Genomic DNA, 16191 nt, shown 5'->3' with positions numbered 1-16191 from the left:
ATGTTCCACGTGAAACCTGTCGATCCGCGACTGCTGCGGTACGCGCGTACGACCCGGGTCTTCCTCGCCGGGGCGGTGCTGCTCGGGCTGGCCGGGGCGGGGCTGATCATCGCCCAGGCGGTGCTGATCGCCGATGTGGTGGTCGGCGGGTTCCGGGACGGGGAGGGTGTCGGGGAGCTGCGCGGGACGCTCGCGTGGCTGGTGGCGGTCGCCGTCGGGCGGGCGCTGGTCGGCTGGCTCACCGAGCTGTGCGCGCACCGGGCGGGGGCGGCGGTGAAGTCGCAGCTGCGCGGGCAGCTGCTGGAGCGGGCCACCGCGCTGGGCCCCGGCTGGCTGACCGGGCGGCGCAGCGGTGAGCTGACCACGCTCGCCACCCGCGGGATCGACGCGCTGGACGACTACTTCTCGCGGTATCTGCCGCAGCTCGGCCTCGCGGTGGTCGTGCCCGCGGTCGTGCTGGCCCGGATCGTCACCGCCGACTGGATCTCGGCCGCCACCATCGCGGTGACGCTGCCGCTGATCCCGCTGTTCATGGTGCTGGTCGGCTGGGCGACCCGCGAGCGGATGGACCGGCAGTGGAAGCTGCTGGCCCGGCTGTCCGGGCACTTCCTCGACGTCGTCGCGGGGCTGCCCACGCTCAAGGTCTTCGGCCGGGCCAAGGCGCAGGCCGACAACATCCGCGCCATCACCGGCGAGTACCGGCGGGCCACGCTCAAGACGCTGCGGATCGCGTTCCTGTCCTCCTTCGTCCTCGAACTGCTCGCCACCATTTCCGTCGCGCTGGTCGCGGTCGGGATCGGCATGCGGCTCGTCCACGGCGAGCTGTCCCTGCGGACGGGCCTGCTGGTGCTGATCCTCGCGCCCGAGGCGTATCTGCCGCTGCGGCAGGTGGGCGCGCAGTACCACGCGGCGGCCGAGGGGCTGGCGGCGGCGGAGCAGGTCTTCGAGGTGCTGGAGACCTCGCCGCGGACCGGGGCGGGTGCGGTACGGGGGCGGGCCGCCGCGCCGGATCCGCGGGGTGCCGCGATCACGGTCGAGGGGCTGGTCGTACGGGAGGGCGGGTCGCTGGCCGCGACGACGTTCACCCTCGCGCCGGGTGAGACGGTGGCCGTCACCGGGCCCAGCGGGGCCGGGAAGACGACCCTGCTCAACGCGCTGCTCGGCTTCGTTCCCGCCGCCGAGGGGCGGATTCTGGTCGGTGACACCGACCTCGCCGCGATCGACCCGGCCGACTGGCACCGCTGGATCGCCTGGGTCCCCCAGCACCCGCACCTGTTCGCCGGGACCGTCGCCGACAACGTACGGCTCGCCCGGCCCGACGCCGACGACGCCGCCGTACGTACCGCGCTCGCCGACGCCGACGCGCTCTCCTTCGTCTCCCCCGCCACCGTCCTCACCGAGGACGGCGCGAACCTCTCCGCGGGTCAGCGCCAGCGCATCGCCCTGGCCCGCGCCTTCCTCGCCGACCGCCCCCTGCTTCTCCTCGACGAGCCCACCGCCAACCTCGACGGCGCCACCGAGGCCGAGATCGTCACGACCCTCCACCGCCTCACCGCCACCCGCACCGTCCTCCTCATCGCCCACCGCCCCGCGCTCCTCCCCCTCGCCACGAAAGTCCTCTCCCTCCGCCCGCCCCGCATCTCCGCCGTCGACGGCGACCCGACCGCGGCGGGGGACGGGGCGTCGGCGGCGACGGGCCGGGTGCCTGGCGGCACGGTGGTCTCGGCGGGGGACGTCACCCCGTCCGAGCCCACGCCGGTCGCGGCGGCGGCTCGCGCGGCGGCGACGGCGACGCCTGTGGTGGCGGATGGCGGGGTTCTCTGGCGGGTGGGGCTGCGGGTGCGGCGGGCGGCTGTGGGGGTGGTGGGGCGGTCCGGGCCGGAGGCGCTTCGCGTTCGTGGTGGCGGGGCGCGGGGGCGGTTCGTGGGGGCCGTCGGGCTGGGGGCGGCGGCGTTGCTGTCGGCCGTGGGGCTCATGGCGACGTCGGGGTGGCTGATCAGCCGGGCGTCGCAGCAGCCGCCGGTGCTGTATCTGATGGTGGCCGTGACGGCGACGCGGGCGTTCGGGATCGGGCGGGCCGTGTTCCGTTACGGCGAGCGGCTGGTGGCGCACGACGCGGTGTTCCGGGCGCTGGCCGGGGTGCGGGTGGCGGTGTTCCGGCGGCTGGAGCGGCTGGCGCCCGCGGGACTCGGCGGGACGCGCCGCGGTGACCTGCTCTCGCGCCTGGTCGCGGACGTGGACGCCGTCCAGGACCATTATCTGCGGTGGCTGCTGCCCGCGCTGACCGGCGGCCTCGTGTCCGTGGCGACCGCGGCCTTCACCGGCTGGCTGCTGCCCGCCGCCGGGCTGATCCTGGCCTGCGGGCTGCTCGCCGCGGGCGTGGCCGTCCCCGCGCTGTCGGCCGCCGTCGCCCGCCGCACCGAGGCGCGCCTCGCGCCCGCCAGAGGCGAACTGTCCGCCCGCGTCCTCGGCCTGTTCACCGGCACCGCCGAACTGACCGTGGCGGGCGCCCTCCCGCGCCGCCGCGCCGACGCCGCGCGCGCCGACCGTACGCTCACCCGGATCGCGGCCCGTTCGGCCGCCGCGACCGCGCTCGGCGCCGGACTGACCGCGCTGGTCAGCGGGGTGACGGTGACGGCGTGCGCGTACGTCGGCGTCCGGGCCGTCAGCGGCCACCACCTCCAGGGCGTCGCGCTGGCCGTGCTGGTGCTGACGCCGCTGGCCGCCTTCGAGGCCGTCGCCGGGATGCCGCTCGCGGCCCAGCAGCGGCAGCGGAGCCGGCGCTCGGCGGCGCGGGTGAGCGAGGTGCTGGACGCGCCGCTGCCCGTACGCGAGCCGGAGCGGCCCGCGCCCCCGCCCGCGTCACCGTTCCCGCTGGTCGTACGGGAGGTGACGGCCCGCCACCCGGGCCAGGACGCACCGGCGCTGGACGGCGTCGGCCTCACCCTCACCGAGGGCCGCAGGATCGCGGTCGTCGGCGCCTCGGGCGCGGGCAAGACGACGCTCGCGCACGTACTGCTGCGGTTCCTGGACACCGAGTCGGGCACGTACACGCTGGCGGGGCAGGACGCGGCGGGCCTGGACGGCGACGACGTACGCCGCCTCGTCGGCCTGTGCGCCCAGGACGCGCACGTCTTCGACAGCACCGTCCGGGAGAATCTGCGGCTCGCCCGCCCCGGCGCGGACGACGGCGAACTCCGGGAGGCGCTGGCCGCCGCCCGGCTGGACATCGACCTGGACACCCTCGTCGGCGAACACGGCGCCCGGCTGTCCGGCGGCATGCGCCAGCGCCTGGCCCTGGCCCGCGCGCTGCTCGCCCGTTTCCCCGTCCTCGTCCTGGACGAGCCCGCGGAACACCTCGACCTGGCCACCGCCGACGCCCTGACCGCCGATCTGCTGGCCGCCACGCGCGGCCGTACGACGCTGCTGATCACCCACCGGCTGGCCGGTCTCGCGGGCGGCGCGGTCGACGAGATCGTGGTGCTGGAGCGGGGACGGGTCGTGCAGCGCGGCGGCTACGAGGAACTGGCGGCGGCCGAGGGGCCGTTCCGCCGCACCCTGGAGCGGGAACGGCTCGCGGACACGGCTCTGGCGGGGGCCACGGCCGCCGCCTCGGGACCGCGTTCGCTCGTGGGCACGGGCACCGCCTGACTTTCCCGGACATACGCCACCAAATAACCTCGGCTCATGGCCTCAGACAGCGAGACGCCCGGCGGGACGCCCGAGGAAGCGCGCCAGGAGACGGCCGGGGCGGCCCCGAACGACGAGGACGCCCCGGCATACGCCCCGGCCTACGGCGCGGCACCCCCCGCGGGACCGACCTCTTCCGGAGACGCTCCGGGCGACGGGGAGACCCCCGAGCCGACCACCCTCAGCTTCCAGGGCATCGCCTCCCAGATCACCGTCCGGCTGCCGGAACTGCTGGAAGCGGTCGTCTCGGTCGGCACCGGCATCGAGCTGCACACCACGCTGCGCCGCATCGTGGAGACGGCGGCCGAGCTGGCCGGGGCGCGTTACGCCGCGCTCGGCGTCCTCGACGCGGACGGCTCGGGACTCGCGGACTTCATCACGTACGGGATCAACGAGGCCGACGCCGAGCGGATGGGCGCGCTGCCCGACGGCCACACCGGGCTGCTCGGCGAGCTGATCCGGCACCCGGTGCCGCTGCGGCTGGCCCACCTGTCGGACGACGCCCGCGCGGTGGGCCTGCCGCCCGGCCACCCGCCGATGAGCAGCTTCCTGGGCGTCCCGATCCGCGTCCACACCGAGATCTTCGGCAATCTCTACCTCACCGAGAAGCGCGGCGGCCGGCAGTTCACCGACGAGGACACCGCCATGCTGCGCATCCTCGCCATGGAGGCCGGGATCGCGATCGGCAACGCCCGGCAGTACGAGGCCACCCGGCAGCGCGAGCACTGGATCAGCGGCGCCGCCGCCGTCACCACGGCCCTGCTCACCGGGGACGGCACCAGCGACGCGCTCGACGTCGTCGCGGTGTGGGCCCGCAAGCTCGCCGAGTCCGCCGCCGCGCTGGTCATGCTGCCGAGCCTCGACGAGAACGGGGCCGGGGACGGCGGCCTCGAGGTCGTCGCGGCCTCCGCCGCCGAGCCGGCCGGCATGGTCGGCACCGTCATCCCGCCGCAGAATCCGATCGCGGCCCAACTCCTCAACGGCGAGGCCGTCTTCGTGGCGGACGCCGCCTCCGACCCGCGCACCACCACGCGGCTGGCGGAACGCTTCGGGCCGACCATGATGCTCCCGTTGCGGAGCAACGACCGTGTCATCGGCATCCTCGCGCTGCCGCGCGAGCCCGGCGGCCGTCCGTTCACCGAGGCCGAACGCGTACTGGCCACCCAGTTCGCCGCCCAGGCCGCGCTCGCCCTCGTCCTGGCCGACGTGCAGCGCGACCGCGAACGCCTCGCCGTCTACAAGGACCGCGACCGTATCGCCCGCGACCTGCACGACCTCGTCATCCAGCGGCTCTTCGCCACCGGCATGATGCTGGAGGGCGCGGGGCGCAGGGCCCGCACCCCCGAGGTGCGCGAGGGCATCGGCCACGCCGTCGACGAACTCGACGCCACCATCCAGGAGGTGCGCACCGCCGTCTACGCCCTCCAGCAGGCGCCCGACGACGCCCCCTCAGGACTGCGCGCCCGCGTCCTGCGCGAGGTCGGCACCGCCGCCGTCCCGCTCGGCTTCCAGCCGTCCGTACGTTTCATCGGACCGGTCGACGCGCTGGTGGGCGAGCCCACCGCCAAGAACCTCGTCGCGGCGCTGCGCGAAGTCCTCTCCAACGCCTTCCGGCACGCCCGCGCCTCGCGCATCGACATCACCCTCGACGCCACCGCCACCCTTCCCGGCGGCGGCGACGCGGTCCGCCTGACCGCCACCGACGACGGCGTCGGCATCCCCCCGGCCGGCCGCCGCAGCGGCCTGCGCAATCTCTCCCGCCGCGCCCAATCGCTGGGCGGATCGAGCCAGTTCGGGCCGGGCCCCGAGGGCGCGGGCACGACGGTGCGGTGGGAGGCGCCGCTGCGTACGGACTGACCGGGCGGTGCGGTGCGACTGGCCGTCCCCGTACAAGCTAGGGCCTGTCCGCGTGCCGGGCGGCGATGATCCGCTCGATGACGCGGGCGACCCCGTCGTCGTTGTTGGACTCGGTGCGGTGCGTGGTCGTGGCCAGGACGCGGGGATGGGCGTTCGCGACGGCGTACGACGTACCGGCCCATCCGAGCATCGCGAGGTCGTTCGGCATGTCGCCGAAGGCGACGACCTCGGCGGCGGACACCCCGCGCTCGGCGCAACATCGCGCCAGCGTCGTGGCCTTGCTGACGCCCTCGCCGCTGATCTCCAGCAGCGCGCTGTCGCTGGACCGGGTGATCTCGCCGTGCTGTCCCGCCACGCTCAGCCCGATGGCGAGGAATTCGTCCGGGTCGATGGACGGGTGCTTGGCGAGCAGCTTCAGCAGCGGCTGGCGCGGGTCGCACACGGCGAGCAGTTCCTCGATCGGGGCCGTGGGGCCGAAGTCCGGCTCGATGACGCGGGGGTAGTCCGGCTCGCGGTAGAAGGTGTCGGCGCGTTCGACAGCGAAGGTCGTGCCGGGCACGGCGGCGCGCAGCGCGTGCGCGACAGCGAGGGCGTCGTCCTCCGGCAGCGGGAACGCCTCGATCAACTCGCCTTTGTGCAGGTCCCAGACGGAGGCGCCGTTGGCCAGGATGGCCATGCCGTGCCCCGCGAGGTGGGCCGCGACGGTGTCCATCCAGCGTGCGGGGCGCCCGGTGACGAAGAAGACCTCGATGCCCGCGGCCTCGGCGTCGGCGAGCGCCGCGACCGTACGCGGGGACACCGTCTTGTCGTCGCGCAGCAGCGTGCCGTCCAGGTCGGTGGCGATCAGCCGCGGCGGAGGGGCGGTGTAGGAGGCGGCGGACGACACGTCCGCTGATCGATGCTGCCCGCTGGGCTCATTGGCTGAGGTCACGGGCCCATCCTTGCGCATCCTTGCCCCGCCCGCACAAAGGTGCGGATACCCGCTCAGCCGAGCCCGTTTCGGCCGCGATTCCGGCTTGATCCCATCGCTCCCGGGGGCGTCACAGGGGCGCGGGTCACGCGATCACGGCAGGGGTACGGGCTGACGGACTGGCAGCGGATACGGCTGACGGTACGACTGGCTGGTGCGGCCGCCGGCGCGGCTGCTGGTGCGGCTGCTGGTGCGACGAGGGTGAGCGCTGCGCTTGTGGGCGCAGAAATCTGTGGGGTCGGTGCGGTGCTGGTCGTACAAGAAGCTTGTACGGAAGGGGGGTTCGTGCGGGGACTGCGTCCCGGAAGTTCCTGCGGGATCTCCGTGCGGGATCTCCGTGCGGGGACCACCTACGGGATCTACGTACGCGGTCCGGCTCAGCGGACGAGCACCGCTTCGTCCGCGGTGCTGGTCAGGGCGTGGTCCGCGAGGGCCGGACTGGCGGGGTACGGCAGGGCCTCGCCGGTGTCCGGGGCGATGCTGCGGGCGGAGGGGGAGGAGCCGTGCGCCTCGGCCCTGATGCGCTGCTTCATCGTGGGCGGCAGCGAGCGGCTGCTGGGGCGCGGGGCCGGCAGCAGTGCGGCGCAGGACGGTGTCCTGGTGGGGGTCGGCGTGGCGCCCGTACCGTTCGCCGCGGCGACGGCCGCGGCCGGGACGGCGGCGGCCTGGTCGGCGGCGGTGTGGACGCGGGCGGTGCGGGCCGGAGTGGCGAAGCCGAGCCCGGCGACGAGCTTGAGGAGCACGCCGACGAAGGCGCTCCAGAAGGCGGTGACGTTCTTGAAGACGTTCATGACCTCTCGATTCCTTGGTGCGGAAATCTGACTTCTCCGATCATGAGGAAGACGGCACGGAATCGTGGGAGCCGCACCCCGGATTCGCGGATATACACATAAACGCCACTCATTCGGACCAAGGGGGTCCTGTGCCGCCCCGCACCGACGGGGCCGCGGCCGGTCCTGAGGCGCTGGATAAGGTGGCGGCGTGTCCCCTCCCGAGGAGCCGCCCCGGCGCGGCGAACAGGCCGAGGTCGCCGCGTTCCGCCAGGCCCTGGGCCTCGACGCCCTCATCGACGTGCACACCCACTTCATGCCCGAGCGCGTCATGGCCAAGGTGTGGGCGTACTTCGACGCGGCCGGCCCGCTCGTCGGCCGCGCCTGGCCGATCGCGTACCGCGAGGAGGAGCGGCGGCGTGTCGAGACCCTGCGCGGCTTCGGCGTACGGGCCTTCACCTCGATGCTCTATCCGCACAAGCCCGGCATGGCGCGCTGGCTGAACGACTGGGCCGCCGACTTCGCCGCCCGCACCCCGGACTGCCTGCACACCGCGACGTTCTTCGCCGAGCCCGGCGCCCCCGACGACGTACGCCGCGCCCTCGCCCAGGGCGCGCGCGTCTTCAAGTGCCACCTCCAGGTCGGCGGCTACGACCCCAACGACCCGCTGCTCGACGACGTCTGGGGCCTGCTCGCCGACACCGGCGTTCCCGTCGTCACCCACTGCGGCTCCGGCCCGGTCCCCGGCCCCTTCACCGGCCCCGCCCCCGTCGCCGCCCTGCTCGCCAGGCACCCGCGGCTGCGGCTCGTCGTCGCCCACCTGGGAATGCCGGAGTACGAGGACTTCCTCGGCCTCGCCGAGCGGCACGAGCGGGTCCTGCTCGACACCACCATGGCCTTCACCGACTTCAGCGAGTCCGCCGCCCCCTTCCCGCCCGCGGCCCTGCCCCGCCTGTCCGCCCTCGCCGACCGCGTCCTGCTCGGCACGGACTTCCCCAACATCCCCTATCCCTACGCCCACGCCCTCCACGCCCTGGAATCCACCGGTCTCGGCGCCGCCTGGCTCCGCGCCGTCTGCCACGACAACGCCGCCCGCCTCTTCGCCCTCCCGGCCCTCCCCTAGCGGGCGGCGTTGGGATCTGGGTCGGGGTCCGGGTCGGAGTCGGGGTCCGGGCTCGGGGCTTGGGGGGTCAGCATCTGGAGGAGGAGGGTGCGGAGCTCGGCGTCGGGGAGGGCGGGGAGGCGGGTGAAGGCGCCGGAGCCGCGGGCCAGGACGACGCCGATGAAGGCGGCGGCGATGAGTTCGGCGCGCAGGGCGGGATCGGGGGTGCCCTCGGCGAGCAGGCGCCGGTGGAGGGGGTCCACGACACGGCGGTGCAGCTCCGCGCGGGTGGCCTGCTGACCGGCCGGGTCCTCGTGGGGGCGGACGGCGACCTGGTAGACGGGGTTGGGCCCGTGGCGCCGGGTGCGGTCGAGGATGGTCGCCAGACGGTCGGGGTCGAGGAGGTCGACGATGTCGTCCGGGCCGTCGTTGGTGCGCAGCGTGGCGATGTAGAGCTGGGCCTTGCCGCCGAAGTAGCGGGCGATCATCGCCGGATCGACCCCGGCGCGGCTGCCGATGGCCCGCGCGGTGGTGCGGTCGTACCCGTGCTCGGCGAACAGCTCGCCCGCGGCCTTCAGCAGGCGTTCGCGGCTGCCCGCCGCGTCGCGCCGGTGCTGGGCCGCCCCGGCGGGCCGTTCGTCGGCCGGTGTCGTTCCACTCATTCCGCGGCCGTTCCGTCCAGTTCGTGGAGGTCGTCGTGTTCGCCGGGCCGCGCCCGCACCCGGGGGCGCGTCTGGGCCGCCACCGCGGGCCGTGCCGACGGGCCGGGCCGTGCCGACGAACCGCGTCGGCGCCACGGCACGGCCACCGCCACCACGGCGGCGGCGAGCCAGACGCCGCAGCTCAGCAGCCCCACCGCACTGTACCCACCAGACGTGGGGAACGCCGCGCCTTCCGCGGTGTGCGCTTCGAGCACGGCCGCGCTCAGCGCGCTGCCGACCGCGTAACCGATGTAGCGCAGCACCTGGTTGAAGCTCATGGCGCTGCCCGTCTCGTGCGCGGGCACCGCGCGGACGAGGAAGCCCGGCACGACCGCGAAGATGACCCCGACGCCGAGGCCCGCGACGAACATGACCGCCATGATCTGCGCCATGTTCCCGCGCCATGCGGTGAACAGGGCCATCGCGGCGAGCAGCACCAGGCAGCTCATCGGCAGGACCCGCTGGGGCGAGATCCGGCGGACCAGTACCGGGGTGAGCCGGTTGGCCAGGAAGCTGCCCAGGGAGAACGGCGTCAGGGCGAGACCGGCCACGACCACCGTCCGGCCCAGCCCGTACCCCGTGGTGGCGGGCGTCTGCACCAGCCTGGTGACAGTGGACAGCAGCAGGTACATGCCGACGCCCGCGAGCACCGCCGCGACGCTCGCGGTCAGCACCGCCCGGTCACGTACCAGCCGCAGTGTGACCAGCGGATGATCCGTACGCAGCTCCCACCACACCCAGCCCGCGAAGAGCAGGACGGACGCGGCGATCATGCCGTCCACGCGCGCCGAGGCCCAGCCCCAGCTCTCGCCCTCGCTGATCGCGACCAGCAGCGACGCGGTGGCCACGGCCAGCAGCACCGCGCCGACCCCGTCCAGCCGGACGCGGGCGCGATGCCGCGCGGCCGGGACGACCCACGCGGCGGCGGCGAGGCCGAGCACGCTGACGGCCACGCCGAACCAGTACGCCGCGCGGACGCCGCCGCCCTGCGCGATCAGACCGGTGAGCGGATAGCCCAGGCCCACCCCCGTCACGGCGGTGATCGACAGCAGGGCGATCACCGGAACGGCGCGGGCGGCGGGCAGTACGTCCCTGGCCACGGCGATGGTCAGCGGCGTGAGCCCGAGACCGATGCCCTGGAGGGCGCGGCCGACGAGCAGCGCGGCGAAGCCCAGGGGGAGCGCCGCCAGCACGCAGCCGACGACGACCAGCGCGAGGGTGCCGACGACGACGGTCCTGCGGTGCGGCCCGTCACCGAGCCGCCCCATCACGGGCGTGGCCACCGCCGCCACCAGCTGGGTGATCGTCAGCGACCACTGCGCGTCGGTCACGGACACGTGGTCCATCGAGGCGATGGACGGGATGAGCGGTGCCCCGAGGCTGCCGATCACGGCGGTGACCAGGCATATGAACGCCAGACAGGGCACCAGTGCCCGCGACCGTGCCGACTCCATCGTGCTCCTCGCGCCCGGGCCCTGAGGCACCGTGTGATGCGTGCGCCCGACAGGGGCGGACCGATGCCTACAGCCGATGTCTACATGTGATGTCTACACCTGATGATAAGCAGAGGTGATCGGCGCGGTCAGCCCCGCCCCCGGGGTCCGAGGCCCGGGGGCGGGGGAGCGGGGCGGGTGAGGCGCGGGCGGCGCGGGCCGGAGCGGACTTCCCGGTGCCGCCCGTCAGCCCACGCCTCCGGTTCCTGCTCCGGCTCCTGCTCCGGCTCCTGCTACGGGGCCGACCGGCGTGTCCCCGCTCAACGTGATGCGGTGCATGACGCGGTGCTGGTCGCCGTAGTCGCGGTTGGCGTAGTGGGCGGTGCTGCGGTTGTCCCACAGGGCCACGTCACCGGCGCTCCACCGGTGGCGTACGAGGTGCTCGGGCTTGGTGAGGTGGGCGTAGAGGATGTCGAGCAGCCCCCGGCTCTCGTGGTCCGACACCCCGAGAACATGCGAGGTGAAGCCCGGGTTGACGAAGAGCCCCTTGCGCCCGCTCTCGGGGTGCACCCGCACCACGGGGTGCTCCACCGGCTTCAGCTCGGTGTACTCCTCTCCCTCCCACACGTTTCCCCGGCCCTTCCTGCGCTGGGCCAGGTAGTACCCGAACTCGCGGGTGCCGTCGTGCACCGCCGTCAGCGAGTCGGCCCACGCCCGCAGCCCCGGCGACAGCGACTCGTAGGCGAGCTGGCTGTCGGCCCATGTCGTGTCGCCGCCGTTGGGCGGCAGCAGCACCGCGCGCAGTACGGAGATCGCCGGCGGGCGCCGTACGAACGTCACGTCCGTGTGCCAGACGTCCGCGAAGCCGTTGTCCTGGCTGTCGACGGCGTACACCTCGGGGGCCACGTCGCCGGAGTCGTGGATCGGGTGCCCGGTGGTGACCTCGCCCAGGCGGCGGCCGAACTCGATCTGCGCCGCGTCGTCGATGTCCTGGCCCCGGACGAAGAGCACCTTGTGCTCCACGAGGGCCGCCCTGATCGCGGTGACCTGGCCGTCGTCCAGCCGGCCGAGGTCGATGCCGTGGATCTCCGCGCCGAAGCGCGGGCCGAGCGGGGTGATCGGCAGACGGGACGCCGTTGACGACGGGGTCGCCCTCGGCGACGGGGACGACGGGGACGGCGTTGATGACGGGGACGGCCTTGACGACGTCGTCGGACGGTCGGCGTCGGTTACGGCGGGCTGCTCGCTGGTGATGCTCACCTGTGGTTCCTCCTCTGTCGCGGATGGTGTGGGTGTCGCGGGTGTCGCGGGTATCGCGGATGTCGCGGATGTCGTCGATACGGAGCGCGGGTGTCGTGGATGGAGAGGTCGTGAGGACCGGGGACCAGGGATCAGGCCGCCGCGGCCTTCACGGTGTGCGCGACCCGGGCGCGCAGCTCGGCGAATTCCTCGCTGTCGCGCAGCGCGTCGGCGTCGATGTCGCCGCGCGGCAGCGGGATCGGCAGGTCGAGGGCCACGGTGCCCGGCCCCTTGGTCAGCACCACGATGCGGGTGCCGAGGAAGACCGCCTCGTCCGCCGAGTGCGTGACGAAGACGGTGGTCCGCCCGGTCTGCGCGGTCACCAGGCGTACGTCCTCCTGGAGCCGTTCGCGGGTCAGCGCGTCGAGCGCCGCGAACGGCTCGTCCAGCAGGAACAGCGGGTGGTCGGCGGCCAGGGCGCGGGCGATGGCGACGCGCTGCTGCTGGCCGCCGGAGATCTCCCAGATCCGCCGCTTCTCGGTGCCCTCCAGGCCGACGCGCGCGAGGAGTTCCGCACGGCGCCGGGGCCACTGGTCCCGGTCGACCCCGGCGTAGCGCAGGGCCAGGTCGATGTTGCCCTTCACCGTGCGCCACGGGAAGAGCCGGGGCTGCTGGAACACCACGCCGGCCGCCTTGCCGGGCAGCGGCTCGACGCCCGACACCCGTACCGAGCCGTGGGCGGGCCGCTCGAATCCGGCGATCAGCCGCAGCAGCGTGCTCTTGCCGCAGCCGGACGCGCCGACGAGCACCAGGAACTCGCCCGCGGGCACGGTCAGATCGACCGGTCCCACGGCCGTCACCGCCTCCTCGCCCTTGCCGTACCGGTGGGTGACGCGGTCGAGCGCGATGACCCCGGCGGCGGGTGTGGCGTCGGCACGGTCGGTGTCGGAGCGGTTGGCGTCGGAGCGGGTGGTGTCGGAGCGGGGGGCGTCGGCAGCCGCGGCAGCCTCGGGCCCGGTGGTCTTGTCGGCCGTCCGGCCAACGGTCCCGCTCGCCGTCTCACTTGAGGACATCGGGCAGCCCCTTCAGATACAGCGCCTTGCCGACGACGTCCTCGGACGGCGCGGCGTCGATCTGCTTCTGGTCGGCCAGGAACCGGGCGGTGCCGGTGAGATACGTCGCGAGCTTGCCCGGCTGCCCCTCCGTACCCAGCCACGCGGCGGAGGCGACCTCGTCGGGGGTGAGGAACACGCCCTGCGCGAGCTGCTTCCTGGCGTCGTCCGCGCTGATGTTCAGCTCGGCGGAGACGGCCTTGACCGTGCCCTCGGGGTCGGACTTGAGCAGCCCGAGCGCCTGCGCCTGCGCCTTGCGCCACACGTCGATCGCGTGCGGGTCCTTGGCGATCAGCGCGTCCGAGACCACGGCCAGGTCCAGCGTCGGCTTGCCGCCCGCGCTGATCTCCTTGCTGCTGATCAACTGCGTTCCGGTCTTGCGCAGTTCGTCCAGGGTCGGCAGCCACACATACGCGGCGTCGATGTCCCCCCGCTGCCACGCGGCGAGGATCGCCTGCGGCTGGAGGTCGACGAGCTTGACGTCCGACGCCTTGAGGCCCGCCGCGTCCAGCGCCGCCAGCAGGCTGTAGTGCGAGGTGGAGGCGAACGGCGTCGCGACCGTCTTCCCCTTGAGACCGGCCACATCGGATATGCCGGTGCTCTTGCGGGCCACCAACGCCTCGTTCTCGCCCGCGACATCGAGGATGAACGCGGCCTTGTACGGGATCGGCGAGGAGCCGGAGATCCCGCGCGCGAAGGGGCTGGAGCCGAGGGCGCCGATGTCGAGGGACTTGCCCAGGAACGCCTGGTTGACGCTGGCGCCCGAGTCGAACTTGATCCAGGTGATCTTGTAGTCCGGCAGCGCCTTCTCCAGCAGCTTGTGGTTCTTCACGAGCAAGTCGCCGCTGGGGAAGGCGAAGTAGCCGATGCGCAGCCGCTTGGAACCGCCGGACGAGCTGCCGCCGTCCGAGCCGCAGGCGGTGAGGGCGACGGAGGCCGCGGCGGCCAGCGCACCGCCGAGCAGCAGGCGGCGCGAGGGTCCTTGGGCGGCGGTGCCGACGGGAACTCGGTGCTTCCAGGCAGACATGGGGAGCCGTTTCTGTGCGAGGAGGGGACGGGCGGGGCGAAGGGCGTACGGGGTACCGGTTGCGGGTTGCGGGTCGCGGGTCGCGGGTTACGGGGGCCCGGAGCCGCGGGCTGCTCGCTGCTGGCTGCGAGGGACCGGGCCACGGACGGGGGCGGGCGGGCGGCCGGGAACTAGGAACGGCCGCGCCACGGCACGACGCTGCGCTCCAGCCACAGCAGCAGACCGTCGATGACGAGCCCCGAGACGCCGATGGTGAAGATGCCGACGAGCACCACCGGCGTGTTGTTGTAGTTGGCGGCGTCCTTGACCATGCCGCCGATGCCGGGCAGCCCGTTGACCAGCTCGGCGGCGACGAGGGAGGAGTACGTGACCCCGACCGCCAGCCGGACGCCGGTGAGGATCTCCGGCAGCGCCGACGGGGCGATGACGTCCCGCATGACGTCCCACCGCGACCCGCCGAGCGCGTGGGCCGCTTCGACAAGGCCGCGCGGCGCGGCGGCGACGGCCGCGGTGGTCGACACCGCCACGGGCGGGAAGGCGGCGATGGCCAGCAGGGTGATCTTCGGTTCCTCGTTGATGCCCAGCCAGATGATCAGCAGGGAGAAGTACGCCAGCGGCGGCAGCGTCCGCAGGAAGGTGATCCAGGGTTCGAACAGCGAGCGCACCCAGCCGACCGTGCCCATGAGCAGGCCGAACAGCACTCCGAGGGCGATGCCGATACCGCCGCCGATCGCGATGCGGCGCAGGCTGATGGCCAAGTGGTCGATGAGAGTGGTGCCGTTGTAGCCCCGCACCCCGTCGTGCGTCGTGGACACGTCGATGAACGCGTCCCACACCTTGGCCGGGGGCGGCACCAGCGCCTCGCTCCACTTCCCGCTCGCCGCCAGCAGTTGCCACAGCACGAGGAAGAGCAGGAGCGAGCCGAGCGGCAGCGCGAGACGGCGTACGCGCGCCCAGACGCCCTTCGCGCGAGGACGGCCGCGCCCCGGCGGCTCGGCCGGATCGGTCGGCTCGTCGGATATCGCGGCGGGACCGGCTTCTGGCAGGCGTGAGGTGGCGGACAACGGACTGCCTCCATGGGGGTGCCAGGGCAGGCGCGGTCGACGTCAAGCGACAGCGGCGACTGTCCCCGAGCGAGAGCAGAAGGGGAAAAGGGCAGAGCCGAACGCCCCACGACGGGGTGGGCTCAACGAAGTTCGGGAAAGGGGCCGCGCCGGGTCGAGGACCGAACGGCGGGCGGCGTCAGAGACGCGTGATCAGCGACAACACGAAACCGGGCGTCGGCACAGGTCGATGACCAGGCGTCGCACCAAAAGATCGTGATTCATGGGTCATATTTGTACAGCAGACCCGTCCCCGCACCAAGAGTCCGTCCACCCTCTGGTACGAACCCCTCCGCCCCCGCCCCTCCTGACGCGCCCGGCCTCGGGTTCGGGACCGCCTATACGTATGACCATCTGTCCTGGCGGAGCTTCCGGGACAAGCCGTGGTACGGCGCGGTGCCGACCCTGACCGCCGCCGCCGCCGTCACCGCCCGGATGCGCCTGGGCACCCTGGTGACGTCGGCCAAGCCGCGTTCATGCATCACGAGCTGACCTGCGGAAACGACGGTCAGAGGCTGATGAGCCTGACGTGCTCACCGCAGAGCCGGGTCATGTCGTCGACGTCGGAGGTGAGAATGGCGACCGGGCCGGTCTGCCGTAGGGCCGTTTCCGCGACGGTCGCGTCGATCGCGTATTTGTGCCCGTGAAGCCCGGCGGCCTTGAGCAGCTTCGCCGCCGCCTTGGCCGTCTGCTCGGTGACCGGCTCCACCTTGACCCTGGACAGGGCCCACTGCAGGCGGGGCATGTTCACGCGCGAGTGACTGACCTCCACGATGGTGTTCGCACTGATGACCAGATCCGCGCCCATCTCGTGGAACACCTTGAACAGGGTCAGGATCTTCCGGTCCTGGGCGATCCATGCGGACAGCCCTTCACTGTCCAGAACGACAGTCTCGATGTGCTGGTTCACGCGGCGCTCGCGCCACCCGCGGACTCCGCCGCGCCGAAAATCCGTTCGCGGGCCTCCATCACTTCTTCTTCACTGAAGGCCCCGTGCTCTTCTTCGTGGTTGCGCAGATCCGCGCCGAGCAGCTGATGCCGGATCTGTCGGGCCACTGCCTCGGCGACGTAACCGGAGACGTTGTCAGTGAGCTTCTTCAGCTCTGTCACCTGTTCAGTGGGCAGAGTCACGGTGATGCGCGTCGTATCAGCCATGGTCCGAGCATACTATGGTATGCGCATGGTGG

The 16191-nt window shown here is 73.3% G+C and carries 13 protein-coding genes and 1 pseudogene; 4 read left to right on the top strand and 10 right to left on the bottom strand.

From position 1 onward, the window contains the following. The first annotated feature begins 9 nt into the window (after positions 1 to 9). Together cydD and ABZX65_RS10155 are read left to right on the top strand one after the other, a co-directional pair. Positions 10 to 3651, top strand: a complete 3642-nt coding sequence (gene cydD / locus ABZX65_RS10160; RefSeq protein WP_355336620.1) for a thiol reductant ABC exporter subunit CydD — start codon at positions 10 to 12, stop codon at positions 3649 to 3651. Positions 3652 to 3687: 36 nt separating this feature from the next. Then, the gene (locus tag ABZX65_RS10155; protein ID WP_355336619.1) at positions 3688 to 5547 is read left to right on the top strand and encodes a GAF domain-containing protein; all 1860 of its coding nucleotides are present in this window, start codon (positions 3688 to 3690) and stop codon (positions 5545 to 5547) included. Between the two features lie 37 nt (positions 5548 to 5584). On the opposite strand, the gene ABZX65_RS10150 is transcribed toward ABZX65_RS10155, so the two are convergent. After that, positions 5585 to 6478, bottom strand: coding sequence for an HAD family hydrolase (locus ABZX65_RS10150; RefSeq protein ID WP_355336618.1), 894 nt, complete (start codon positions 6476 to 6478; stop codon positions 5585 to 5587). A 416-nt stretch (positions 6479 to 6894) separates the two neighbouring features. Next, complete coding sequence (locus ABZX65_RS10145; RefSeq protein ID WP_355336617.1) at positions 6895 to 7308, bottom strand: DUF6344 domain-containing protein; 414 nt, start codon at positions 7306 to 7308, stop codon at positions 6895 to 6897. Between the two features lie 190 nt (positions 7309 to 7498). On the opposite strand from ABZX65_RS10145, the gene ABZX65_RS10140 reads away from it, so the two are divergent. Beyond that, entirely contained in the window at positions 7499 to 8410 is a 912-nt protein-coding gene (locus ABZX65_RS10140; protein WP_355336616.1) for an amidohydrolase family protein, read from the top strand. Here the strand turns inward: ABZX65_RS10140 and ABZX65_RS10135 are convergent. The 6 genes from ABZX65_RS10135 to ABZX65_RS10110 form a co-directional block, all read right to left on the bottom strand. Next, positions 8407 to 9051, bottom strand: a complete 645-nt coding sequence (locus ABZX65_RS10135; protein WP_355336615.1) for a TetR family transcriptional regulator — start codon at positions 9049 to 9051, stop codon at positions 8407 to 8409. The two genes, ABZX65_RS10140 and ABZX65_RS10135, sit on opposite strands and share 4 nt — an antisense overlap. Next, positions 9048 to 10544 carry an MFS transporter gene (locus ABZX65_RS10130; protein ID WP_355336614.1) on the bottom strand — a complete coding sequence of 499 codons (1497 nt, stop codon included), beginning with the start codon at positions 10542 to 10544 and terminating at the stop codon, positions 9048 to 9050. Before ABZX65_RS10130 ends, ABZX65_RS10135 begins: the two co-directional genes overlap by 4 nt. Before the next feature lie 225 nt (positions 10545 to 10769). Further along, the gene (locus ABZX65_RS10125) at positions 10770 to 11648 is read right to left on the bottom strand and encodes a TauD/TfdA family dioxygenase (protein WP_355336763.1); all 879 of its coding nucleotides are present in this window, start codon (positions 11646 to 11648) and stop codon (positions 10770 to 10772) included. Between the two features lie 266 nt (positions 11649 to 11914). Beyond that, positions 11915 to 12835 (bottom strand): ABC transporter ATP-binding protein, encoded by a 921-nt coding sequence (locus tag ABZX65_RS10120; protein WP_355336613.1) that lies wholly within the window; start codon positions 12833 to 12835, stop codon positions 11915 to 11917. Then, positions 12822 to 13901, bottom strand: a complete 1080-nt coding sequence (locus ABZX65_RS10115) for an ABC transporter substrate-binding protein (RefSeq protein ID WP_355336612.1) — start codon at positions 13899 to 13901, stop codon at positions 12822 to 12824. Before ABZX65_RS10115 ends, ABZX65_RS10120 begins: the two co-directional genes overlap by 14 nt. A 170-nt stretch (positions 13902 to 14071) precedes the next feature. Next, positions 14072 to 14833, bottom strand: a complete 762-nt coding sequence (locus tag ABZX65_RS10110) for an ABC transporter permease (protein ID WP_355336762.1) — start codon at positions 14831 to 14833, stop codon at positions 14072 to 14074. 492 nt (positions 14834 to 15325) lie between these two features. Between ABZX65_RS10110 and ABZX65_RS10105 the strand changes: the two are divergent. Continuing rightward, a pseudogene (locus tag ABZX65_RS10105) lies at positions 15326 to 15466 on the top strand (LLM class flavin-dependent oxidoreductase); the annotation flags it as partial. 46 nt (positions 15467 to 15512) lie between these two features. Here the strand turns inward: ABZX65_RS10105 and ABZX65_RS10100 are convergent. Together ABZX65_RS10100 and ABZX65_RS10095 are read right to left on the bottom strand one after the other, a co-directional pair. Then, on the bottom strand, positions 15513 to 15914 hold the full coding sequence (locus ABZX65_RS10100; protein ID WP_355336611.1) for a PIN domain-containing protein: 402 nt from the start codon (positions 15912 to 15914) through the stop codon (positions 15513 to 15515). After that, the gene (locus tag ABZX65_RS10095; protein WP_355336610.1) at positions 15911 to 16159 is read right to left on the bottom strand and encodes a hypothetical protein; all 249 of its coding nucleotides are present in this window, start codon (positions 16157 to 16159) and stop codon (positions 15911 to 15913) included. Before ABZX65_RS10095 ends, ABZX65_RS10100 begins: the two co-directional genes overlap by 4 nt. Between the last annotated feature and the right edge of the window lie 32 nt (positions 16160 to 16191).

Source organism: Streptomyces sp. NPDC003300 (genome assembly GCF_040610915.1).
GTDB lineage: Bacteria > Actinomycetota > Actinomycetes > Streptomycetales > Streptomycetaceae > Actinacidiphila.
The sequence above is the reverse complement of the archived record's forward strand: the minus strand, read 5'-3'. Positions and strand labels throughout refer to the sequence as shown.